The sequence below is a fragment of the Azospira sp. MPR-LB4 genome (assembly GCF_058809525.1).
The window spans coordinates 1,893,247-1,914,289 of sequence record NZ_CM179521.1 but is presented as its reverse complement, the minus strand read 5'-3'; the positions used below and the strand labels follow the sequence as shown (position 1 = coordinate 1,914,289).

At 67.8% G+C, this 21,043-nt stretch carries 18 protein-coding genes; 10 read left to right on the top strand and 8 right to left on the bottom strand.

Annotation, left to right across the window (positions count from 1 at the left end; genetic code table 11):
- Window positions 1–11 precede the first annotated feature (11 nt).
- Genes AC3QLZ_RS08955 through AC3QLZ_RS08930 form a run of 6 tightly spaced genes read right to left on the bottom strand, consistent with a single transcriptional unit; the run spans window position 12 to window position 6,299 of the window.
- Window positions 12–749, bottom strand: coding sequence for a GntR family transcriptional regulator (locus AC3QLZ_RS08955; RefSeq protein WP_014235531.1), 738 nt, complete (start codon window positions 747–749; stop codon window positions 12–14).
- The gene (locus AC3QLZ_RS08950) at window positions 749–1,729 is read right to left on the bottom strand and encodes an ABC transporter ATP-binding protein (protein WP_014235530.1); all 981 of its coding nucleotides are present in this window, start codon (window positions 1,727–1,729) and stop codon (window positions 749–751) included. Before AC3QLZ_RS08950 ends, AC3QLZ_RS08955 begins: the two co-directional genes overlap by 1 nt.
- Window positions 1,726–2,784: an ABC transporter ATP-binding protein gene (locus AC3QLZ_RS08945; protein ID WP_014235529.1), complete on the bottom strand. Its 1,059-nt coding sequence runs from the start codon at window positions 2,782–2,784 to the stop codon at window positions 1,726–1,728. Before AC3QLZ_RS08945 ends, AC3QLZ_RS08950 begins: the two co-directional genes overlap by 4 nt.
- On the bottom strand, window positions 2,781–3,674 hold the full coding sequence (locus tag AC3QLZ_RS08940; RefSeq protein WP_014235528.1) for an ABC transporter permease: 894 nt from the start codon (window positions 3,672–3,674) through the stop codon (window positions 2,781–2,783). The genes AC3QLZ_RS08945 and AC3QLZ_RS08940 overlap by 4 nt, the downstream gene beginning before the upstream one ends.
- Window positions 3,675–3,687: 13 nt before the next feature.
- The gene (locus tag AC3QLZ_RS08935) at window positions 3,688–4,641 is read right to left on the bottom strand and encodes an ABC transporter permease (protein ID WP_014235527.1); all 954 of its coding nucleotides are present in this window, start codon (window positions 4,639–4,641) and stop codon (window positions 3,688–3,690) included.
- Window positions 4,642–4,688: 47 nt separating this feature from the next.
- Window positions 4,689–6,299, bottom strand: coding sequence for an ABC transporter substrate-binding protein (locus AC3QLZ_RS08930; protein WP_014235526.1), 1,611 nt, complete (start codon window positions 6,297–6,299; stop codon window positions 4,689–4,691).
- Between the two features lie 369 nt (window positions 6,300–6,668).
- Between AC3QLZ_RS08930 and AC3QLZ_RS08925 the strand changes: the two genes are divergently transcribed.
- The 6 genes from AC3QLZ_RS08925 (at window position 6,669) to AC3QLZ_RS08900 (ending at window position 14,102) form a co-directional block, all read left to right on the top strand.
- On the top strand, window positions 6,669–7,304 hold the full coding sequence (locus tag AC3QLZ_RS08925) for a TetR/AcrR family transcriptional regulator (RefSeq protein WP_014235525.1): 636 nt from the start codon (window positions 6,669–6,671) through the stop codon (window positions 7,302–7,304).
- 26 nt (window positions 7,305–7,330) lie between these two features.
- A complete protein-coding gene (locus tag AC3QLZ_RS08920; protein WP_014235524.1) occupies window positions 7,331–8,485 on the top strand; it encodes an efflux RND transporter periplasmic adaptor subunit in 1,155 nt (384 codons plus the stop codon).
- A 56-nt stretch (window positions 8,486–8,541) separates the two neighbouring features.
- Complete coding sequence (locus AC3QLZ_RS08915; RefSeq protein WP_238526355.1) at window positions 8,542–11,685, top strand: efflux RND transporter permease subunit; 3,144 nt, start codon at window positions 8,542–8,544, stop codon at window positions 11,683–11,685.
- 65 nt (window positions 11,686–11,750) lie between these two features.
- The gene (locus AC3QLZ_RS08910) at window positions 11,751–12,416 is read left to right on the top strand and encodes a protein-L-isoaspartate O-methyltransferase family protein (RefSeq protein ID WP_014235522.1); all 666 of its coding nucleotides are present in this window, start codon (window positions 11,751–11,753) and stop codon (window positions 12,414–12,416) included.
- Window positions 12,417–12,425: 9 nt separating this feature from the next.
- Complete coding sequence (locus AC3QLZ_RS08905) at window positions 12,426–12,749, top strand: rhodanese-like domain-containing protein (protein ID WP_014235521.1); 324 nt, start codon at window positions 12,426–12,428, stop codon at window positions 12,747–12,749.
- A gap of 9 nt (window positions 12,750–12,758) precedes the next feature.
- Entirely contained in the window at window positions 12,759–14,102 is a 1,344-nt protein-coding gene (locus tag AC3QLZ_RS08900) for a TolC family outer membrane protein (RefSeq protein ID WP_014235520.1), read from the top strand.
- Here AC3QLZ_RS08900 and waaA read toward each other — a convergent pair.
- A complete protein-coding gene (gene waaA, locus AC3QLZ_RS08895) occupies window positions 14,080–15,363 on the bottom strand; it encodes a lipid IV(A) 3-deoxy-D-manno-octulosonic acid transferase (protein ID WP_014235519.1) in 1,284 nt (427 codons plus the stop codon). The two genes, AC3QLZ_RS08900 and waaA, sit on opposite strands and share 23 nt — an antisense overlap.
- Window positions 15,364–15,369: 6 nt before the next feature.
- On the bottom strand, window positions 15,370–16,308 hold the full coding sequence (gene waaC / locus AC3QLZ_RS08890; RefSeq protein WP_157870565.1) for a lipopolysaccharide heptosyltransferase I: 939 nt from the start codon (window positions 16,306–16,308) through the stop codon (window positions 15,370–15,372).
- 115 nt (window positions 16,309–16,423) lie between these two features.
- On the opposite strand from waaC, the gene AC3QLZ_RS08885 reads away from it, so the two are divergent.
- The 4 genes from AC3QLZ_RS08885 (at window position 16,424) to AC3QLZ_RS08870 (ending at window position 21,043) form a co-directional block, all read left to right on the top strand.
- A complete protein-coding gene (locus AC3QLZ_RS08885) occupies window positions 16,424–17,203 on the top strand; it encodes a glycosyltransferase family 2 protein (protein WP_014235517.1) in 780 nt (259 codons plus the stop codon).
- A gap of 19 nt (window positions 17,204–17,222) precedes the next feature.
- The gene (locus AC3QLZ_RS08880; RefSeq protein ID WP_014235516.1) at window positions 17,223–18,227 is read left to right on the top strand and encodes an NAD-dependent epimerase; all 1,005 of its coding nucleotides are present in this window, start codon (window positions 17,223–17,225) and stop codon (window positions 18,225–18,227) included.
- Between the two features lie 121 nt (window positions 18,228–18,348).
- Window positions 18,349–20,211, top strand: coding sequence for a polysaccharide biosynthesis protein (locus AC3QLZ_RS08875; RefSeq protein WP_014235515.1), 1,863 nt, complete (start codon window positions 18,349–18,351; stop codon window positions 20,209–20,211).
- A gap of 1 nt (window position 20,212) precedes the next feature.
- Window positions 20,213–21,043 carry a symmetrical bis(5'-nucleosyl)-tetraphosphatase gene (locus tag AC3QLZ_RS08870; RefSeq protein WP_014235514.1) on the top strand — a complete coding sequence of 277 codons (831 nt, stop codon included), beginning with the start codon at window positions 20,213–20,215 and terminating at the stop codon, window positions 21,041–21,043.

Sequence of the window (21,043 nt, the reverse complement as noted above, 5' to 3'; positions counted from 1 at the left end):
GCCTTTCGCGATCAGGGCAGGGGGTCGGGCGGGAGGGGGGCGGCCGCAGCGGCCGGGGCGTTGCCCCAGGCCGGCGCCGCCCGGGTGGTGGCGCTGCGGGCGGAGATGAGGTGGGAGCGCATTTCCCGGTAGGTGGTGATGACGTCGTGGGCCAGGATGGCCTCCACGATCACCGAGTGCTCCTCGAAGGATTCGCTCATGCGCTCCAGGTTGCGGAACTGGGTGCGGCGGAAGCTGGAGACCCGGTCCCGCAGGCTGGTGGCCATGTCGATCAGCACCGGGTTGTAGCAGCCGCGGATGATGGTGGCGTGGAGGGCGATGTTGGCCGCCTCGTAGCGCTCGATGTCGCCGGCCTGCATGGCGGCCCGGCCCTCGGCGTGGTGCTGGCGCATGGCGGCCCGGTCCGCCTCGCTCATGCGCAGGGCGGCGTGGCGGGCGCAGGCGGCCTCCAGTTCGGCGATGGCCTCGAACATGTGGTTGAGCTGTTCCACCGACAGGGCGGCCACCACCGAGCCCCGGTTGGGGCGGGTCTCCACCAGGCCCATGATGGCCAGCTGCTTGAGGGCCTCCCGCACCGGGGTGCGGGAGACGGCGAAGCGGGCGGCCAGGGTCACTTCGTCCAGGCGGGTGCCGGGGGCCAGCTGGCCGAGGACGATCTCGTCGGCAATCCTGCGGCAGACGTCCTCCGCCAGGCTGCCCCGGCTGCGCCCGGCCTCCGGCGGGGCGGCGGTGTGGATGGCGCTTTCCATCAGGCGGCCTCCCCCAGCAGGCGCACCGGATGCCAGCAGGCCAGGGTGCGGGCGCCCTGCTGCTCCAGGGGCGGGATGTCGCGGTGGCAGCGCTCGCTGGCGTGGCTGCAGCGGGGGGCGAAGCTGCAGCCCGGGGGCAGGGCGGCCAGGTCCGGCGGCGAGCCGGGGATGGCCTCCAGGGGGCGGCCCCGGTGCTCGTGGCCGACGGTGGCCGCCAGCAGGCCCCGGGTGTAGGGGTGGCAGGGCTGGCGCACCAGCTGGCCCACCGGGCCCTGCTCGACGATGCGGCCGGCGTACATGACGGCGATGCGGTCGGCCACCTCCACCGCGGCGCCGATGTCGTGGGTGACGAAAATCACCGACATGCCGGTTTCCCGCTGCAGCTCCCGCAACAGCAGCAGGATCTGGATCTGCACCGTGGCGTCGAGGGCGGTGGTGGGCTCGTCCGCCAGCAGCAGCTTGGGTTTGCAGGCCAGGGCCAGGGCGATCATGGCGCGCTGGCGCATGCCGCCGGACAGCTCGTGGGGATAGGCGTCGAAGCGGCGGCGGGCCTGGGGAATCTGCACCCGCTCCAGCATGGCCAGGGCCCGGGCGGCGGCGGTGGCCTGGTCCACGCCCTCGTGCACCCGCACCGCCTCGCTGATCTGCTGGCCGATGGTGTACACCGGATCGAAGGCCAGGCCCGGCTCCTGGAACACCATGGAGACGGTGCCGCCCCGGTAGCGGTCCAGCTCCCGGCCGCGCAGGGCCAGCACGTCCTGGCCGTCCACCCGGATGCGGCCGGCGGTGCGGGTGTGGCGCTCCGGGTGCAGGCGCAGCAGGGTGCGCAGGGTGACGCTCTTGCCCGAGCCCGATTCCCCCAGCAGGCCCAGCACTTCGCCCTGGCCCAGTTCCAGGCTCACCTGGTTGAGGGCGCTGGCGCGGCGGGCGCCGTTGAATTGCACGGTCAGATCCTGGATGGAGACGAGGGGGGCGCTCATGGACGTTGCTCCTGGTGGGCTTCCGGGTGGCCGGAAGCGGGATCGTTGAGATGGCAGGCCGCCAGGTGCTCGCTATGGCGGCCCATGTCCCGCAGGGCCGGCGTGGCGCTGGCACAGACGGCGTGGGCGTGGGGGCAGCGGTCACGGAAGCGGCAGCCGCTGGGCGGGTTGATGGGGTTGGGCGGGTCGCCGGCCAGGGGCGAGGCCTGGGTGCGGTGCTCCGGGTCCATGGAGGGCACGGCGGAGAGCAGGGCCCGGGTGTAGGGGTGGGCCGGCTGGCCGTAGATGCGCTCCACCGGGCCGCTCTCGATGACCTGGCCCAGGTACATCACCATCACGTAGTCCGACAGGTAATGCACCACGTGCAGGTCGTGGGAGATGAAGAGATAGGTGAGCTGGCGCTCCGCCTTCAGCTCCTGCAGCAGGTTGAGCACCTGGGCCTGGACCGACTTGTCGAGGGCCGCCACGGCCTCGTCCAGGATCACCAGGCGCGGGTCGAAGGCCAAAGCCCGGGCGATGTTAACCCGCTGCCGCTGGCCGCCGGAAAGCTCATGGGGATAGCGGCCGGCGAAGTGGCTCGGGTCCAGCCCCACCCGGTCGAGTAGTTCCCTGGCCTGGTGGTCGGCCCGGGCGATGCCGTGCACCCTGGGCCCGTAGGCGATGGTTTCGGCGATGGTGAGGCGCGGGTTGAGGGAGGCGAAGGAATCCTGGAACACCATCTGCAGGTTGCGGCGGAACTCCTTGAGGCGCAGGCCGCGGAATTCCTCCACCCCCTCGCCGTCGAAGATCAGCTCGCCCGCATCGGCGGGCATCAGCCGGGCCACCAGGCGGGCGGTGGTGGATTTGCCGCAACCGGATTCGCCGACAATGCCCAGGGTCTTGCCCTTGGGGACGGAGAAATTGACCCCGTCCACGGCGTGGACGAACTTGCGTTCCCGGTCCAGGGGGCTGCTGCGTACGGGAAAGTGCTTCTTCAGGTCGCGCACGATGAGCAGGGGCTGGGCGGGGCCGCCCATGTCGTGGGGGGCGGGCGTGGGGGCGAGGGCGGCGTTCATTTGCGGATGTCCATGGCGGAGCGCACGCTGTCAGCGAGCAGGTTGAAGGCGATGGAAGTGACGAAGATCAGCACGCCGGGCAGGGCGGCGACCCAGGGATTGCTGTAGATGGCCGAGCGCAGGGTGTTGAGCATGAGGCCCCACTCGGGTTCCGGCGGCTTCACCCCGAGACCGAGGAAGGACAGGCCCGAGGCCAGGATCATGCTGACGCTGAGGAGGCCGGTGGCATAGACGAAGACCGGTCCCAGCACATTGCCCAGCACGTGGGTGCGGATGATGGAGAAGGCCCCGGCGCCGCTCATGCGCGCCGCCTCGATGTAGTCCAGCTGGCGCACCTGGGTGGTGACGCTCTCGGCCACCCGCACCACCTGGGGCACGAAGACCAGGGTCAGGGCGATCAGGCTGTTGCTCATACCTGGCCCCAGGGCGCCGGAGATGGCCACCGCCAGCAGCACCGAGGGGAAGGCGTAGAAGATGTCGAGCACGCGCATGATGGCCATGTTCACCCGGCCACCGACGTAGCCCGCCAGGAGGCCGATGGTGGTGCCGATGCCGAAGGCCGCCAGCACCGGCACCACACCCATGAGCAGGGAGAGGCGGCCGCCGTGCATGAGGCGGCTGAACAGGTCGCGGCCCAGCTCGTCGGTGCCGAGAAGGAAGCCGGGGCTGCCGATGGGCAGCAGGCGCTTGATCATGCTGGCCTTGTAGGGATCGGCCGGGGCCAGCCAGGGCGCGAAGACGGCGGCGCCGACGATCAGCAGCAGCACGGCGGCGCTGGCCATGGCCATGGGGTCGCGCCGCAGCTGGCGCCACACCACGGTCCAGTAGCTGCGGCTGGGCTGGGCCGGCGCCGCAGCGGCCGGCAGGGGGAGGGGAAGGGTTGCGGACATGGTCGTTCCTCTTTCAGCTGCGGCCCATGCGCGGGTCGATCAGGGGTTGCAGGATGTCCACCAGCAGGTTGAGCACCACGAAGAACATGCACAGCACCAGGATGGTTCCCTGGAGCAGGGGGATGTCCCGCTGGAAGATGGCGGTGTTGAGGAGGAAGCCGGTGCCGGGCCAGGCGAAGACGGTTTCCACCAGGATGGAACCGCCCATCAGGTAGCCGATCTGCAGGCCGGCCACGGCCAGCACGGTGGGGGCGGTGTTCTTGGCCACGTGGCGGAAGACGGCGCCGCCGGAGAGACCCCGGGCGCGCAGGGCGGTGACGAATTCCTGGCCCAGCATGTCGGCCACCAGGGCCCGCACGGTACGGGTGATGATGCCCATGGGGATCACCGACAGGGTCAGGGCCGGCAACACCAGGTAGCGCAGGTGCTCCAGGTCCCACAGCCATTCGCCGGAGCCGCCGGGGCCGGCTCCCATGGCCGGGAACCAGGGCAGCCAGATGGAAAAGAGGATGGTCAGGACCAGGCCCAGCCAGTAGTGGGGGATGCTGACGCCGACCACGGAGAGGGCGGTGGCCGCCTTGTCGATCCAGGTGCCGTGGCGGTAGCCGGCAAGGGCGCCGAGGATGCAACCGAGGACCACGCCGATGGCGGCGGCCATGCCGGCCAGGAGCAGGGTGTTGCTGACGGCGCTGAGCACTTCGGCGGTGACTTCCCGGCCCGAGGCGATGGACAGGCCCAGGTCGCCCTGCACGGCGCGCATCAGCCACAGGCCGTATTGCACGGGCACCGGCTTGTCCAGGCCGTAGGCGCTCTTCAAGGCCTGGATCACCTCTTCCGGCGCGTCGGCCGGGGCGATGGCGTTGAGGGGGTCGCCCGGGGCCAGATAGACGAGGACGAAGGACACCACCGTCACACTGAGGGCGATGGGGATGGCGTAGATCAGCCGTTTCAGGATGTAGGCAAACATGGCGGGCTTTCCGTCATGGGCCGGGGCTAACCCCGGCCCGGTGGGGATTACATGCGGATGGTGGTGAGGTCCTGGAACCAGTGCTGGGCCTGGATGAACTCCTTGACCTTGGGCGACAGGGCATGGGGATTCACGTCATGCACCACCCACAGCATCTGGGCGTCGTCCACCATGCTCTGGTGCACGAAGGCGAGCAGGCCGTCCTGGGTCTTGCTGTCGAAGGTGGTGCGGATCTTCTCCAGGGCCGCGTCAACCTTGGGGTTGTTGTAGCCGCCCCAGTTCACCCCGTTGGGCGCCACGTAATGGCTGTCGGTGAAGCGGGTGATGGCGTAGAACGGGTCGGCCGTGACGTAGCCCAGGTTGATGGCGGTGATGCCCTTGCCGGCGTTGATGTCGGCCTTGGCCCCGGCGCGCCAGTGGCGGTACAGGTTTTCCAGTTCCACCACCTCGAAGGTCACCTCGATGCCGATCTCCGCCAGGCTCTGCTGCACGAACTCGTTCATGGGCAGGGACAGCATCTGGCCGGTGCCGCCCTGGGCGATGATGACCTTGGCCTTGAGGGGCTTGGAGGGGCCGTAGCCGGCCTGTGCCATGAGGGCGCGGGCGGCGGCCAGGTCGTAGCCGATCTTGAAGTTGGGCTTGCCGAACCAGGGGCTGGTGGCGTCCACCTGGCCCTTGGCCGGGGTGGCCAGGCCGCTCATCAGCTTGACCACCGCATCCCGGTCGATGGCCAGGTTGGCCGCCTTGCGCACCCGGATGTCGGTCCACGGCGAGCCCGGGTAGGTGGAGAAGTGGTAGGGCCAGACGTGGGGCGTGACGTTCTGCACCAGCTTGAAGCCGCCGGCCTTGAGCTGGGGCAGCACGTCCGGCGGCGGCGTCTCGATGATGTCCACCTGGCCGTTGAGCAGGGCGTTGGCCCGGGTCATGGCGTCGGGGATGGGCAGCAGGACGATGCGGTCGGTCTTGGGCAGGCGGCTCTTGTCCCAGTAGGCGGCGTTCTTCACCAGGTCGGCCCGTTCCCGGGGAACCAGCTTGTCCAGCTTGAAGGGGCCGGTGCCGGAGGGCTGGCTGGCCACCTTGTTCCAGTCCTTGCCCAGCTTTTCCCACTGGGCCGGGCTGGAGACCAGGAACCAGGGCAACTGGTAGGGGAACAGGGCATCCACTTCCTTGGTGGTGATCTCCACCTCGTAGGGGCCGACCTTGCGGTAGGAGGCGATGGAGGGAATGCGCGGGCGCACCTGGGCGCTCTGCTTGGCGTCGAACTGGGGCGACTTTTCCGCCAGGACCTTGTCCAGGTTCCAGATCACCGCATCGGCAGTGAATTCGGAGCCGTCATGGAACTTGACGCCCTTGCGCAGGGTGAAGCGCCACTTCTTGTTGTCCTTCGGATCAGCCTTCCACTCGGTGGCCAGGCCGGGCACCAGCTTGCCGGGGCGGTTGCCCACATTGGCTTCCCAGGCGATCAGGGGGTCGTACAAGGTGTGGCCGGTGAACTGGTAGGCGCCGGCGCCCCGGTCCGGCTGGCCGGTGGTGAGGGGAATGTCGGCCATGGAAATGCCGTAGCGGGCCACCGTTTCTGCATGCAGTCCTGCATGCAGGGCGAAGCTCAGGGGGAGGGCTGCCAGCCAGTGGCGAAGCTTGAAATTGCGGGGTTTCATCGACTACTCCTAGGTTGGGGAGACAGTCCATGAATTGCATGCAACGTGCCAATCCGGGCCGGAGCGCCGATGTATTTCCTAGTCGCTTGAATGTGCTCTGCTAGTTGGCAAATTGTATTTTTTGACGCGCCGGCGGCGGCAGTCGAACTTGCATACAAGATGCACCTGGACGGGGCGCATGCCCGGAGAAGATCACTGCTTAGGTGCCAGGCCAGGTTCCGTCATTGGCCGTAGGGCCGGCCTGGGGCGTGGCCCTTTGTCAGCGAAAGGAAGAGGCGGCATCAAGGGAAAAGGGGCGGGCTGGCGGTGGGTTGACCGGGCCTTCCCTTTTCAATACATTACTGACCGGTCAGTCAGTAATGTATTCCCATGTCCCTCTGTGATTCCGCCGATCCACCCCGCCGCCGCCGCAAGGAAGCCCGCCCCCAGGAGCTGACGGCTGCTGCTCTGGAGCTGTTTACCGAACGCGGTTTCGCCGCCACCCGGCTGGAGGACATCGCCGCCCGGGCCGGCGTCTCCAAGGGCACCCTGTACCTGTATTTCGACAGCAAGGAAGCCCTGTTCGAGGCGGTGATCCGGGAAGGCATCATCCCGGCCATGAACGAGGGCCGCACCATGCTGGAGGAGCACCAGGGCTCGGCCAGCGAACTGCTGCGCTGCCTGCTGCTCGGCTGGTGGGAACTGCTGGGGGAAAGTCCCCTGGGCGGCGTGCCCAAGCTGATGGTTTCCGAGGCCGGCAACTTCCCCAAGGTGGCGGCGTTCTACCGGGAGAACGTCATCGATCCGGGCCGTGCCCTGCTGCGGGAGGCCCTGCAGCGCGGCATGGACCAGGGCGAGTTCCGTCCCGTAGATGTGGGCATGGCGGTGGACGTCATCTTCGCCCCCATCCTGATGCTGGCCGTGTGGCGCTATTCCATCGGCCCCTGCTGCGCCGAGGAGGAGCGGGACCCCGTCCGTTTCCTCGACACCCATTTCGATTTGTTGATCAAGGGCCTACGGCCGTGAGCGCCGCCCCTTCCGGAGTCCTCCCCATGAAAACCATTCCTTCCTTCGCGCTGCTGGCCGCCACGGCCATGGTCCTGGCCTCCTGCGGCAAGGAGGCGCCCAAGGCGCCCGAGCCCCGCCCGGCCCTGACCCAGGTGGTAGGCGCCGCCGGCCAGAGCGACATGCTGTGGGTGGGCGAGGTGCGGGCCCGCTACGAGACCGACCAGGGCTTCCGCATCGGCGGCAAGGTGGTGGAGCGCAAGGTGGATATCGGCGCCGTGGTGAAGAAGGGCCAGATTCTGGCCCGCCTGGACCCGGTGGATGCGGGCCTCTCGGCGGCCGCCGCCAATGCCCAGACCAAGGCGGCCGAAGCCGACTTCCTGGTGGCCAAGGCGGAATACGAGCGGCAGAAGAAGCTGCTGGAAAAACAGTTCATCTCCCAGAGTGCTTTCGACAGCCGGGAAGCCCAGTTCAAGGCGGCCCTGGCCCGCCTCGACCAGGCCCGGGCCCAGGCCGCGGTGACCGGCAACCAGGCCGGCTACACCGACCTGGTGGCGGAAAAGGACGGGGTGGTGACCGACGTCAAGGTGGAGCCGGGGCAGGTGGTCAGCGCCGGCCAGCCGGCCATCCGCCTGGCCCTGGCGGGCGACAAGGAAGTGGTGGTGGCGGTGCCGGAAGGCCGCATGAAGGGTATCGAGCCCGGCACCAGCGCCGTCATCCGCCTGTGGGCCAACCAGGACCAGTCCTACGCCGCCCGGGTGCGGGAAGTGGCGCCGGCAGCCGACGCCGCCACCCGCAGCTTCCAGGTCAAGGTCACCGTGCTGGAGCCGGATGCCGGCCTGCGCCTGGGCATGACCGCCGGCGTGCTGATCGGCAGCGCCGAGGCGCCCCTGCTGGTGCCCACCGCAGCCCTGACCCGTCAGGACGGCAAGAATACGGTGTGGGTGGTCAATCCCCAGAGCGGCGAGGTGCAGCCCCGCAGCGTCACCACCGGGCCCTTCCGGGAGGACGGCGTGGTGGTGGAAAAGGGCCTGGCCCGGGGTGAGCGGGTGGTCATCGCCGGTGTGCACAAGCTGCAACCCGGCCAACTGGTGCGGGCCGTGGAGCCGAGCAACGTGCCCTTGCCCATGGTGGGCGGCGGCGGGGCCGGCCCCGTAGCCGCGACCCCGGCGGCGGCCAAGCCGGCGGAGTCCGCCAAGTGAAGCGCTTCAACATTTCCGAGTGGGGCCTGCGGCATCCGGCCCTGGTGCTCTATTTCATGGTGGCCCTGACCCTGGTGGGTCTGCTGGCCTATTCCAAGCTGGGCCAGTCGGAAGATCCGCCCTTCACCTTCAAGGTCATGGTGGTGCGCACCGCCTGGCCCGGCGCCAGCGCCCAGGAGGTGGAGCGCCAGGTCACCGAGAAGATCGAGAAGACCCTGCAGTCCGTGCCCTACGCGGACATCATCCGCAGCTATTCGCGGCCCGGCGAATCCATGATCTTCTTCCAGGCCAAGGACGCGACCCCCGCCGCCGCGGTGCCGGACATCTGGTACCAGGTGCGCAAGAAGGTGGGCGACATGCGCTACACCCTGCCCAAGGGTATCGAGGGCCCCACCTTCAACGACGAGTTCGGCGACGTGTACGGCAATCTCTACGCCGTGGTCGGCGACGGTTTCGGCTATACGGAACTGAAGCGCCAGGCCGAGGCCATCCGGGCCGAACTGCTGCGGGTGAAGGACGTGGCCAAGGTGGATTTCTTCGGCGAGCAGAAGGAGCGGGTCTATATCGAACTCTCCAACGCCAAGCTGGCCACCCTGGGCATCGACGGCGCCGCCGTGGTGGCCGCCCTGCAGAACCAGAATGCGGTGCTGGCAGCCGGCAGCTTCGATACCCCCAGCGAGCACATCCGCATCGACGTCAGCGGCCGTTACGACGACCTGACGGCCCTGCGGGAAACCCGTCTACGGGCCAACGGCCGCGAGGTGCGCCTGGGCGACATCGCCAGCATCGGCCGCGGCTATGAGGATCCGCCCACCCAGAAGATCCGCTACATGGGCAAGGAGGCGGTGCTGATCGGCGTCTCCATGGCCAAGGGCGGCGACATCATCCGCCTCGGCGGCGGTCTCGACGGTGCCGTGGCCTCCATCCAGGACCGCCTGCCGGTGGGCCTGGAACTGCACACCGTCTCCTCCCAGCCCCAGGCGGTGCAGCGTTCGGTCAATGAGTTCGTGCGTTCCCTGATTGAGGCGGTGATCATCGTCCTCGGCGTCAGCCTGCTTTCCCTCGGCCTGCGCACCGGCATCGTGGTGGCCATCACCATTCCGGTGGTGCTGGCCATCACCTTCCTCTTCATGCAGATCTTCGGTGTCGGCCTGCACAAGATTTCCCTCGGCGCCCTGATCCTGGCCCTGGGCCTGCTGGTGGACGACGCCATCATCGCCGTGGAAATGATGGCGACCAAGATGGAACAGGGCTGGGCCCGGGCCAAGGCGGCCTCCTTCGCCTACGAATCCACCGCCATGCCCATGCTCTCCGGCACCCTGGTGACGGCCGCGGGCTTCCTGCCCATCGCCACCGCCGCTTCCGCCACCGGCGAGTACACCCGTTCCATCTTCCAGGTGACGGTGATCGCCCTGCTCATTTCCTGGGTGGCGGCGGTGCTGTTCGTGCCCTATCTTGGCTACAAGCTGCTGCCGGACTTCGCCCACCACCGGGTGGCCCATCAGGAGCCGGGACGCCTCAGCCGCTGGCTGATGCGCCGCCTGCCCTGGCTCGAACGCTGGCTGCACAAGGAGCCCCACACCCACAGCGAGCACGATATCTACGCCACGCCCTTCTATCGCCGCTTCCGCGCCCTGGTGGATGCCTGCGTGCGGCGCCGCTGGCTGGTGATCGGCATCACCGTGGGTGCCTTCGTCGCCTCCATCGTCGGTTTCGGCCTGGTGCAGCAGCAGTTCTTCCCAGATTCCACACGGCCCGAACTGATCGTGGACCTGCGCCTGGCCGAGGGCGCCTCCTGGGATGCCGCCGACGCCGAGGCCAAGCGCCTGGAGTCCTGGCTGGCCGAGCAGCCCGGCATCGACAATGTGGTGGCCTACGTCGGTACCGGCAGCCCCCGCTTCTATCTGCCCCTGGATCAGCAGATGCCGCAGAAGAACTTCGCCCAGTTCGTCATCCTGACCCAGGGGTCGCCGGAACGAGAGACCCTGCGCAGCAAGCTGATCGATCTTTTCGAGCATGACTTCCCCAGCCTGCGGGCGGCCATCAACCGTCTGGAGAACGGCCCGCCGGTGGGCTTCCCGGTGCAGTTCCGCGTCGCCGGCCCCGATCTCAATGTGCTGCGTGGCTACGCCCACGAGGTGGCCCAGGTGATGCGGGCCAATCCCAGTCTGGCCAATGTGCACCTGGACTGGGAGGAGCCAGCCAAGGTGGTCCGCCTCACCGTGGACCAGTCCAAGGCCCGTCTGCTGGGCGTCACCTCCAGCGACATCGCCAACCTGATCAACACCGCCCTCAAGGGCCAGAGCGTCACCGAGTTCCGCGACGGCGCCGAACTGGTGGATGTGCATCTGCGCGGTACCGAAATGGAACGGCGGCGTCTCTCCCTGCTGCCGGACCTGATGCTGCCGACCCGGGCCGGCAAGGCCGTGCCCCTGTCCCAGGTGGCAACCCTGGAGTACGGCTTCGAGGAAGGCATCGTCTGGCGCCGCAACCGGGTGCCCACCATCACCGTGCGCGGCAATATCTACGGCCACATGCAGGGGCCGGTGGTGTCGGCCCAGGTGGAGAAGTCCCTGCAGTCCATCAAAGCCTCCCTGCCCCTGGGCTACACCCTGGAAGTGGGTGGCGCCGTGGAAGAGTCGGCCAAGGGCGGCGCTTCCGTTGCCGCCGGCGTGCCCCTCTTCTTCCTGGTGGTGCTGACGGTGCTGATGCTGCAGCTGCAGAGCTTCTCCAAGGTGGCCATGGTGCTGCTGACCGCGCCCCTGGGCCTGGTCGGGGTGACCGCGTTCCTGCTGCTGTTCAACAAGCCCTTCGGCTTTGTCGCCATGCTCGGCACCATTGCCCTCTCCGGCATGATCATGCGCAACTCGGTGATCCTGGTGGACCAGATCGACCAGGACGAGAAGGCGGGCAAGCCTCGCTGGGAGGCCATCGTCGATTCCACGGTGCGGCGTCTGCGGCCCATCGTGCTGACGGCGGCAGCAGCCATCCTGGCCATGATTCCCCTGACCCGCAGCGCCTTCTTCGGCCCCATGGCCGTGGCCATCATGGGCGGCCTGACCGTGGCGACCCTGCTCACCCTGATTTTCCTGCCGGCCCTGTACGCCGCCTGGCACAAGGTCAAGCCTGCCGCACCGGCGGAGTCCCTGCAAACGGTGGACGAAACCCTGGCCGGCAGTCGCCAGGGGCCTCAGTTATAATCGCCTTTTTCCGCCAACCACATATTAGTAAGTGCTAATATAACGACCGCAGACGGGGACTCGTGATGGAACAAGTGCAAAACATGGAACAAGCCCGCTTCAACATGATCGAGCAGCAGATCCGGCCTTGGAACGTGCTGGACCAGGATGTGCTGGACCTGCTGTCCGAGGTCCGGCGCGAGGAGTTCGTCCCCGCCGCCCATCAGGCCCTGGCCTTTGCCGACCTGGAGATCCCCCTGGGCGAAGGCGCCGTGATGCTGGCCCCCAAGATGGAAGCCAAGCTGCTGCAGGAACTTGCCGTGCAACCCAAGGACAAGGTCCTGGAAATCGGTACCGGCTCCGGCTACATGGCCGCCCTGCTCGCCGCCAAGGCTGACCAGGTGACCAGCGTCGAAATCAGCCCGGCCATCGCCAAGACCGCCAAGGCCAACCTGGCCAAGGCCGGCATCAGCAACGTCTCCGTCGAAGTGGGTGATGGCGTGCATGGCTGGGCCGCCGGCGCTCCCTACGACGTAATCGTCGTTTCCGGTTCCCTGCCGGTGGTGCCCGAAGAACTGCTGCAACAGCTCAAGGTTGGTGGTCGCATGGCCGTATTTGTCGGTGAGGCCCCGGTGATGGAAGCCCAGATCGTCACCCGCACCGGCGAGACCACCTTCGCCAGCCTCAATCTTTTCGAAACCGTGGTGGCGCCCCTGCAGAACGCGCCGGCCAAGGAGCGTTTCCGTTTCTGATTGCCCCTGATGAACCAGCTTTCCGTTTCCTCCCTCGCCGACTGGCTGGCCGATCCGGCCCGCCCCCGCCCCCTGCTGCTGGATGTGCGCCAGCCGGAGGAGCTTGCCATCTGCGCCCTGCCGGACCTGGTGGCCATGCCCATGGCCACGGTGCCGGTGCGGGCCGACGAGTTGCCCCGGGATAAGGAAATCGTGGTGATCTGCCACCATGGCGGACGCAGCATGCAGGTGGCGATGTTCCTCGAGAACCGCGGTTTTAGCGCCATCCACAACCTGTCCGGCGGCATGCACGCCTGGGCCCAGGTGGTGGATCCGTCCATGCCGACCTACTGAAGGCTGTCCATGAAACTGAAAGCTGTTTCCCTGCTGCTGTCCTCCCTGTTCATTGCCGCTGCGGCCCAGGGGGCCGACCTGCTGCAGATCTACAAGGAGGCCCTGGACAACGACGCCCAGTTCACCGCCGCCAAGCACACCCTGGAAGCCGGCCGCGAAAAGCTGCCCCAGGGCCGGGCCGGCCTGCTGCCGACCCTGGGTGTGTCCGTGAACACCATGTGGAACGACGTGGAGTACCAGCGCCGGGTGTCGGGTGCGGCCGTCGCCACGGGCCAGTACAACAGCCACGGCTACAGCGTCAGCCTCAGCCAGCCCCTGTTCCGCTGGCAGAACTGGATGCAGTACGACCAGGCCAAGCTGCAGGTGGCCCAGGCCGAGGCCCAGTTCCTCCAGGCCCGCCAGGACCTGATCCTGCGCGTCGCCCAGGCCTATTTCGACGTGCTCTACGCCCAGGAGAACCTGCGCTCCCTGCAGGCCCAGAAGTCAGCCATTGCCCAGCAGCTGGAACTGGCGAAGAAGAGCTTCGAGGTGGGCACCGCCACCATCACCGACACCCACGAAGCCCAGTCCCGCTACGACCTGTCCACCGCCCAGGAAATTGCCGCCGAAAGCGATCTGGAAATCAAGCGCCGCAACCTGCAGGCCATCATCGGCCGGGAGGCGGGCGAGCTGGCCACCCTGCGTACCGACACCACCCTGGAGCCGCCCAAGCCCGCCAACATGAATGACTGGGTGGCTTCCGCCGAGAAGGACGCCCTGGCGGTGCAGATCCAGGAAGCCCAGCTGGAAATCACGGACAAGGAAGTGAGCAAGCAGCGCGCCGGTCATTTCCCCACCCTGGACCTGGTGGCCACCCGCAGCAATGCGGTGCAGACCAATGGCGTGCAGACCAACCCCCTCTTCCCGGGGGTTGGCTACGAGCAGGATTCCACCGCCATCGGCCTGCAGTTGAACATTCCCCTGTTCCAGGGCGGCGCCGTGCTCTCCAAGCAGCGTGAGGCCGAAGCCAGCCGCGAGGCGACCCGTTCGACCCTGGAGTATTCCCGCCGTCAGGCGGCCCTGGGGGCACGTCAGTACTATCTGGGCGTGGTCAATGGCCTGGCCCAGGTGCGGGCTCTGGAAGCAGCCCTGGTCTCCTCCAAGTCGGCCCTGGATTCGAACAAGCTGGGTTACGAGGTGGGGGTGCGCATCAACATCGACGTGCTGAACGCCGAGCAACAGGTCTATTCGACCCAGCGCGACCTGGCCAAGGCCCGTTTCGATACCCTGGTGAACCAGTTGCGCCTCAAGGGCGTGGTCGGCAGCCTCACCGACGAGGACCTGCAGCGGGTCAACGGCCTGCTGGCGCGATAAGGGAACGGATCAGGTCCATGGTCCTGGCGGTGGCCCCGCCGTGGGCCGCCGCGAAGGCTGACGCCGCATCGGACATGATGCGGCGTTTTTCTTTGTCCCGCAGCAGGGCCTGGGCCGTGCCGGCCAGGGATTGGCCGGCCTCAAGACGCAGGGCGGCACCGGCGGCGACGGCATCCTCCGCCGCCTGGGCGAAGTTGAAGGTGTGGGGGCCGAGCAGCAGGGGGCAGCCGCAGGCCGCCCCTTCGATCAGGTTCTGGCCGCCGAAAGGCAGCAGACTGCCCCCCATCACGGCCAAATCGGCACAACTGAAGTAGGCCGCCATTTCCCCCATGCTGTCCCCCAGCCAGGCCCGGGTTTCCGGTGTCGGCAGGCCTTGGCTGCGCCGCACCAAGCTCATTCCCCTGGACTGGACCAGTGCTTCGACTTCGCCGAAGCGCTGGGGGTGGCGCGGCACCAGCAGGAGCAGTAGGTCGGGAATGTCCATGGCCGCGCAGGCGTCCAGGATCAAGGCCTCCTCGCCCTCCCGGGTGCTGGCTGCCAGCCAGACGGTGCGGCCGGCCAGCTGGCGGCGCCAGTCCTGTCCCTGTTGCCGCAATGCCGGGGCGATCTGCACGTCGAACTTGAGATTGCCGCAGACGCTGACCTGCTTGGCGCCGAGGCCTTGCAAGCGGGCTGCATCGTCCGGGGTCTGGGCAGCGATGCCGTCGAGACCGGCCAGGGCCGGGGCGAACAGGCCGGGCCAGCGGCCGTAGCCACGGGCCGAACGGGCCGAGAGGCGGGCATTGACCAGCAGCATGGGGACGCCATGGTGCCGGGCCTGGTGCAGCAGGTTGGGCCACAGCTCGGTTTCCATGAGCAGGCCCAGGCTGGGGCGGTAGCGCTCCAGGAAGCGGCTGACGGCGCCGGGATAGTCGTAGGGCAGGTAGCGGTAATGGAGGCGCGGGGCGTGGTCCTGGCCCAGGGCGGCGAACACCTGGGTGGCGGTGTCGCGGCCCGTGGGCGTCATGCCGGTGAGCAGGATCGAGTGCTGCGGATACTGGGCCAGTAGTTCGGCCAGCAGGGGCTGGGCGGCCCGGGTCTCGCCGACGGAGACGGCATGGACCCAGATCACCGGCCCCGGGATGGCCGCGCCGCTAAGGCCGAAGCGTTCACCCCAGTGGCGGCGATACTCCGGCTGCTGCCGGCTGCGTCGCAGCAGGCGCAACAGCACCAGGGGCGTGGCCAGGCGCAGCAGCAGGGTGTACAGGAGGCGGGAAACCATGGCGCGTCAGCCGGCCAGGGCCCGCTCGACGGCATCGAGGATGGTGGCGAGACTGGGTGGCGCACCCTTCTGGCCGTAGCTTTCGCAGAAGGCGTCGCCGAAGACGGCCGCTTGCACGCTGTCCGAATCGCAGAAGATGCCGACCGTGGGGCGTCCCAGGGCAGCGGCGAAGTGGGTGAAGCCCGTGTCCAGGCCCACCACCACCCGGGCCCCGGCCAGAAAGCGGCCGGCCGTGCCCAGGTCCATCAGGGGCGGGATGAAGGAACCGGGCAGCCGGGCCCCAAGGCGCTCGCTGCGCTGGCGCTCTTCGGGGCTGCCCCAGGGCAGGGCGGCGACGATGCCGTCCCGGGCCAGGCGCTGGCCCAGGGCGACCCAGTGCTCCTCGGCCCACAGCTTGGGCGGGCGGCTGGCGGCGTGCATCAGCACGGCGTAAGGCTGGCTGGGCAGCCAGTCGGCCACCAGGGGCTCAGCCTGGATGCCATAGCGCGGCGGCGTATCCAGGTCATAGCCAAGGGCGCCGGCAGCCACGGCACGGCAGCGGTCCACCACATGGCGCGACCATTTGATGGGCAGGCGCAGGTCGTAGAAGCGGGCGGCGAAAGGCTCCTTGATGCTGCGGGCGTCGCCGCCGACGATGCGTCCGCCGGGAGCGAGCCGGGCCAGCTTGTCCACCGCGGCGCTCTTCAGCAGACCCTGACTGTCGAGGACGAAATCGTAGGCCTGGGCCTGCAGGGCACGGCGGAATTCCCCCATTTCCTGCCAGGCGTGGCGCTGGCCCAACTGCTTGCGCCAGCGGCGCCAGGCGATGGGAATGACGCGGCGCACGCCGGGGTGCAGGGAGGGAATGGGAACGTAGGCTTCTTCGGCCACCCAGTCGATGCGGGCCTCGGGGAAGCGGGCCAGGATGTCGGTGACGGCCGGGCAGTTGTGGACCAGATCCCCCATGGAGGAGGTCTTTACCATAAGAATTTGGGGCATCGGGGCGGCGGTGGTGGTTTTTGACTTGGGGCCGGGGCCGGGGGGATTTAGAATCCCTGCTGGCCTCCATTATAGCTTGCGCATGTCTTCTGCCCCTCCTCCCGCCGCGACGGCGCCCCTCAGTGCGGTGCTGATCACCCTGAATGCCGCCCATTCGCTCCCGTCCTGTCTGCAGAGCCTGGCGTTCGCCGACGAAATCGTCATGGTTGATTCGGGCAGCAGCGACGGCACCGTGGCCCTGGCCGAGCACTACGGCGCCCGGGTTATCCATCAAGAGTGGCTGGGCTTCGGCCGCCAGAAGCAGTTTGCCGTCAGCCAGGCGCGCCACGACTGGGTCTTTTGCATCGATGCCGACGAACAGGTGACGCCGGCCCTGGCGGCAGCCATTGGCGCCGCCCTGCAGGGGCCCCGGCATCACGCCTACCGGGTGGCCCGCTGCAACCGTTTCATGGGGCGCTACCTGCGCCATGGTGAGGGCTATCCGGACTGGAACCTGCGTCTCTTCCACCGCGGCCATGCCCGCTGGTCCGACGACGCGGTGCACGAGCACGTGCTGACCGGGGAAAGCGTGGGCGATCTGGCGGGGGACCTGCTGCACGACTCGGCCGAAACCCTGGACAGCTACCTGGCCAAACAGAACCGCTACACCACCCTGGCGGCCGAGGCCGCCCATCGCGCCGGCAAGCGGGCCGGCAGCGGCCGTCTGCTGCTGTCGCCCCTGTTCCGCTTCATCAAGTTCTACCTGGTGCGTAGGGGCTTCCTGGACGGCCTGCCGGGCCTGGTGCATACCCTGATCGGCTGCACGAACAGCTTTGCCAAGTATGCGAAAATGATCGACCTGCAGCGGCGCTCCGGGCGCTGAGCTTTCTTCTGGAATTCCCATGAAAATCCTGGTTACCGGCGCCGCCGGCTTCATCGGCATGCACACCGCCCAGCGCCTCCTCGAGCGGGGCGACGAAGTGGTGGGCGTGGACAACCTGAACGACTACTACGAGGTATCCCTCAAGGAAGCACGCCTGGCACGCCTGGCCGCCTATCCGAATTTCCGCTTCGTCCGCCTCGACATCGCCGACAGCCAGGGCATGCAGGAGCTTTTTGCCGCCGAGGGCTTCCAGCGGGTGGTGCACCTGGCCGCCCAGGCCGGTGTGCGCTATTCCCTGGCCAATCCTCACGCCTACGCCCAGTCCAACCTGGTGGGTTTCGTGAACGTCCTGGAGGGGTGTCGGCACGCCCAGGCGGAGCATCTGGTCTATGCCAGCAGTTCCAGCGTCTATGGCGGCAACAGGAAGATGCCCTTCTCCGAGCACGATGCCGTGGATCACCCGGTGAGCCTTTATGCCGCCACCAAGAAGTCCAACGAACTGATGGCCCACACCTACAGCCACCTGTTCGGCCTGCCCACCACCGGGCTGCGCTTCTTCACCGTCTACGGTCCCTGGGGGCGCCCCGACATGGCCCTGTTCCTGTTCACCCGGGCCATTCTCGAGGGGAGACCCATCGACGTTTTCAACCACGGCAAGATGCAGCGGGATTTCACCTATATCGACGATATCGTCGAAGGGGTGGTGCGCGTCCTCGACCAACCGGCCCGGGCCAGCGAGTCCTTCGACGGGCTTGCGCCCGATCCGGCCTGCAGCAATGTGCCCTACCGCTTGTTCAATATCGGCAACGACCAACCGGTGGATCTCCTGGCCTTCATCGAGGCCCTGGAAGGTGCCTTGGGTCAGGTCGCCAACAAGCGCTTCCTGCCGCTGCAGGATGGTGATGTGCCGGCAACCTGGGCCGATACGGCCCTGCTGGGCCAGGCCGTCGGCTTCGCCCCCAAGACCTCGGTGCAAGACGGGGTTGGCCAGTTTGTCCGCTGGTACCGGGATTACTACCGGTAGGTCGGTCCCGGTGTCGGCCCGTTCCCGTCTGGGCCAGGGCCGTAGCCCCTTCCGTCGTCCCGACGCTGTGCAGAGCGTCGCGGTGCAGTAAAATGGCGGCATATCTCAAGACAATGATCCGATGCCTGACTCCCACCAGGGCGATTCCGCCCAGAAGGCCTTTCTGGGCCTGATTTCCCGACGTTTCATCGCTTCCGCCTACGATCTGGTCGCCCTGATCGTCTGTTGGCTGGCCGCGTACTGGCTGCGTTTCAACCTCTCCCTGCCGGATGAGTACCTGCGGGCCGGCCTCTTTTCCCTGGCCATTCTGGTACCCGTCTATGTCCCCCTGTTCTGGCTCAGCGGCCTGTACCGGGGGATCTGGCGCTACGCCAGTCTGATGGACCTGCGCCGGATCATCGTTTCCGTCGGCTTGGGTGGCCTCGTCACGGCGGTGGCGGTGTTCATGACCGGCATGCCGGGGGTGCCCCGTTCAGTTCTGGTGCTGCATCCGATCCTGCTGATTCTGGCGATGGGGGGCGGTCGTTTCCTCTACCGGGCCTGGAAGGACCGCTGCCTCTACGGTCACCTGGCCCTGTCCGGCGAGTCGGTGCTGATTCTCGGCGCCGGCGAGGTCGGCGAACGCCTGATCCGCGAGCTGCAGCGCTCCCCCCAATGGCGGGTGGCCGGCCTGCTGGACAACGATCCGGCCAAGCATGGACGGGAAGTGCATGGAGTGAAGATCCGGGGCGATATCGCCAGCATGGTGCATTGGGCCAAGGAGCTGGAAGTTGGCCATGTCATTGTCGCCATGCCCAGCGTCAGTGCCGCCGTGCGTCGCGGGGCCATGGAGCAGGCCGTGCAGGCCGGGCTCAAGGTGCTGACCGTACCGGCTCTCGACGACCTGCTGTCGGGCCGGGTGTCCCTGTCCCAGATCCGCCAAGTGGAACTGGAGGACATCCTGGGGCGGGAGCCGGTGCAGCTGGACGATGCCGGCCTCAGTCGCCTCATCGCCGAGCGCACGATCCTGGTGACGGGGGCGGGCGGCTCCATCGGTTCCGAACTGGCCCGGCAGATTGCCCGTTTTGCGCCGCGCCAGCTGGTGTTGTTCGAAGTGTCCGAATTCGCCCTGTACCAGATCGAGCAGGAATTCCGTCGTACTTTCCCTGGCCTCGATGTGGTCTGCGTCGTTGGCGACGTCAAGGACGAAGCGCGGCTGCAGCAGGTCTTCGCCGCCTACCGGCCGGCTCTGGTGTTCCATGCCGCCGCCTACAAGCACGTGCCCCTGATGGAGAGCGCCAATGCCTGGGAGGCGGTGCGCAACAACGTCCTCGGCACCTGGCGGGTGGCCATGGCGGCGCGCCAGGCGGGGGTGGAGAAGATGGTCCTGATTTCCACCGACAAGGCCGTCAATCCCACCAACGTCATGGGCACCACCAAGCGCATGGCGGAGCGGGTGGTGCAGTCCCTGGAGCAGGCCGGCGGCGGTACCCAGTTCATCGTGGTGCGCTTCGGCAACGTCCTGGGCAGCAACGGCTCGGTCATTCCCACCTTCCGCGAACAGATCGCCCGGGGCGGCCCCGTCACCGTGACCCATCCGGACATCATCCGCTATTTCATGCTCATCCCGGAGGCAGCCCAGCTGGTGCTGCAGGCCGGTCTGATGGGCAACGGCGGCGAGATTTTCGTGCTGGACATGGGGGAGCCGGTGAAGATCGTCGATCTGGCCCGGGACCTGATCCGGCTGTCCGGTTTCACGGAGGAGGAAATTCCCATCGAGTTCACCGGGCTGCGCCCCGGCGAGAAACTCTATGAGGAACTGCTTGCCGACAATGAAATGACCCTGCCCACCCCCCACGCCAAGCTGCGGGTGGCCAAGGCCGAAAGCGCGCCGGAAGAGGCGTGGATCGGCGACCTGGCCCGCTGGCTGGAAACCCCGCCGGCGGACGTGGCCGGGATCAAGGCCGGGCTTGCCCGTTTCGTGCCGGAATACCGGCCCCAATAACATGGCCACCTACGCCGTCGGCGACATCCAGGGCTGCTTCGCCTCCTTGCAGGCGCTCCTGGACAAGTGCAGCTTTTCCCCCGAATTCGACCGCCTGTGGCTGGTGGGAGACCTGGTGAACCGGGGGCCCCGCTCCCTCGAGACCCTGCGCTTCGTCAAAGGCCTGGGCGACCGGGCCGTCACGGTGCTGGGCAATCACGACCTCTCCCTGCTCATGGCCGCGGAGGGTTTCGGCAAGCGCCATCGCAGCGACACCATCGATGACATCCTTGCCGCCACGGACCGGGACGAACTGCTCCACTGGCTGCGGCACCAGCGCCTGATGCATGTGCAGGGCGACTACGCCATGGTGCATGCAGGGCTCCTGCCGGCGTGGTCCGTGGCCGAGGCCCAGGCCCTGGCGGGCGAGGTGGAGCAGGCCCTGCAGGCGGAGAACTACCGGGAGTTCCTGGCTAACATGTGGGGCAGCGAACCGGGTTCCTGGGATTCCAGCCTGACCGGTTGGCCCCGCTTGCGGGTGATCGTCAATGCCATGACCCGCATGCGCTTCTGCTCCCCGGCCGGGGAAATGGACTTCAAGGCCAAGGGCGAACTGAGCCAGGCGCCGGCCGGCTATCTGCCCTGGTTCGAGGTGCCGGGCCGGCGCAGCGCCGCGACGGTCCTGGTGACCGGCCACTGGTCGGCCCTGGGGCTGCGCCTGGAGCCCAATCTGCTGGCCCTGGACTCCGGCTGCCTGTGGGGCGGCAAGCTGTCCGCCCTGCGTCTGGAGGACCGGGCCCTGTTCCAGGTGGACTGCGCCGCCGACGAGGCCGTGCCCCTTTTCAAGGAATGA

Coding starts and splice junctions, on each gene's coding strand:
- AC3QLZ_RS08955 (WP_014235531.1), bottom strand. CDS start 749: ATGGAAAGCGCCATCCACACCGCCGCCCCGCCGGAGGCCGGGCGCAGC.
- AC3QLZ_RS08950 (WP_014235530.1), bottom strand. CDS start 1,729: ATGAGCGCCCCCCTCGTCTCCATCCAGGATCTGACCGTGCAATTCAAC.
- AC3QLZ_RS08945 (WP_014235529.1), bottom strand. CDS start 2,784: ATGAACGCCGCCCTCGCCCCCACGCCCGCCCCCCACGACATGGGCGGC.
- AC3QLZ_RS08940 (WP_014235528.1), bottom strand. CDS start 3,674: ATGTCCGCAACCCTTCCCCTCCCCCTGCCGGCCGCTGCGGCGCCGGCC.
- AC3QLZ_RS08935 (WP_014235527.1), bottom strand. CDS start 4,641: ATGTTTGCCTACATCCTGAAACGGCTGATCTACGCCATCCCCATCGCC.
- AC3QLZ_RS08930 (WP_014235526.1), bottom strand. CDS start 6,299: ATGAAACCCCGCAATTTCAAGCTTCGCCACTGGCTGGCAGCCCTCCCC.
- AC3QLZ_RS08925 (WP_014235525.1), top strand. CDS start 6,669: ATGTCCCTCTGTGATTCCGCCGATCCACCCCGCCGCCGCCGCAAGGAA.
- AC3QLZ_RS08920 (WP_014235524.1), top strand. CDS start 7,331: ATGAAAACCATTCCTTCCTTCGCGCTGCTGGCCGCCACGGCCATGGTC.
- AC3QLZ_RS08915 (WP_238526355.1), top strand. CDS start 8,542: ATGGTGGCCCTGACCCTGGTGGGTCTGCTGGCCTATTCCAAGCTGGGC.
- AC3QLZ_RS08910 (WP_014235522.1), top strand. CDS start 11,751: ATGGAACAAGTGCAAAACATGGAACAAGCCCGCTTCAACATGATCGAG.
- AC3QLZ_RS08905 (WP_014235521.1), top strand. CDS start 12,426: ATGAACCAGCTTTCCGTTTCCTCCCTCGCCGACTGGCTGGCCGATCCG.
- AC3QLZ_RS08900 (WP_014235520.1), top strand. CDS start 12,759: ATGAAACTGAAAGCTGTTTCCCTGCTGCTGTCCTCCCTGTTCATTGCC.
- waaA (WP_014235519.1), bottom strand. CDS start 15,363: ATGGTTTCCCGCCTCCTGTACACCCTGCTGCTGCGCCTGGCCACGCCC.
- waaC (WP_157870565.1), bottom strand. CDS start 16,308: ATGGGGGATCTGGTCCACAACTGCCCGGCCGTCACCGACATCCTGGCC.
- AC3QLZ_RS08885 (WP_014235517.1), top strand. CDS start 16,424: ATGTCTTCTGCCCCTCCTCCCGCCGCGACGGCGCCCCTCAGTGCGGTG.
- AC3QLZ_RS08880 (WP_014235516.1), top strand. CDS start 17,223: ATGAAAATCCTGGTTACCGGCGCCGCCGGCTTCATCGGCATGCACACC.
- AC3QLZ_RS08875 (WP_014235515.1), top strand. CDS start 18,349: ATGCCTGACTCCCACCAGGGCGATTCCGCCCAGAAGGCCTTTCTGGGC.
- AC3QLZ_RS08870 (WP_014235514.1), top strand. CDS start 20,213: ATGGCCACCTACGCCGTCGGCGACATCCAGGGCTGCTTCGCCTCCTTG.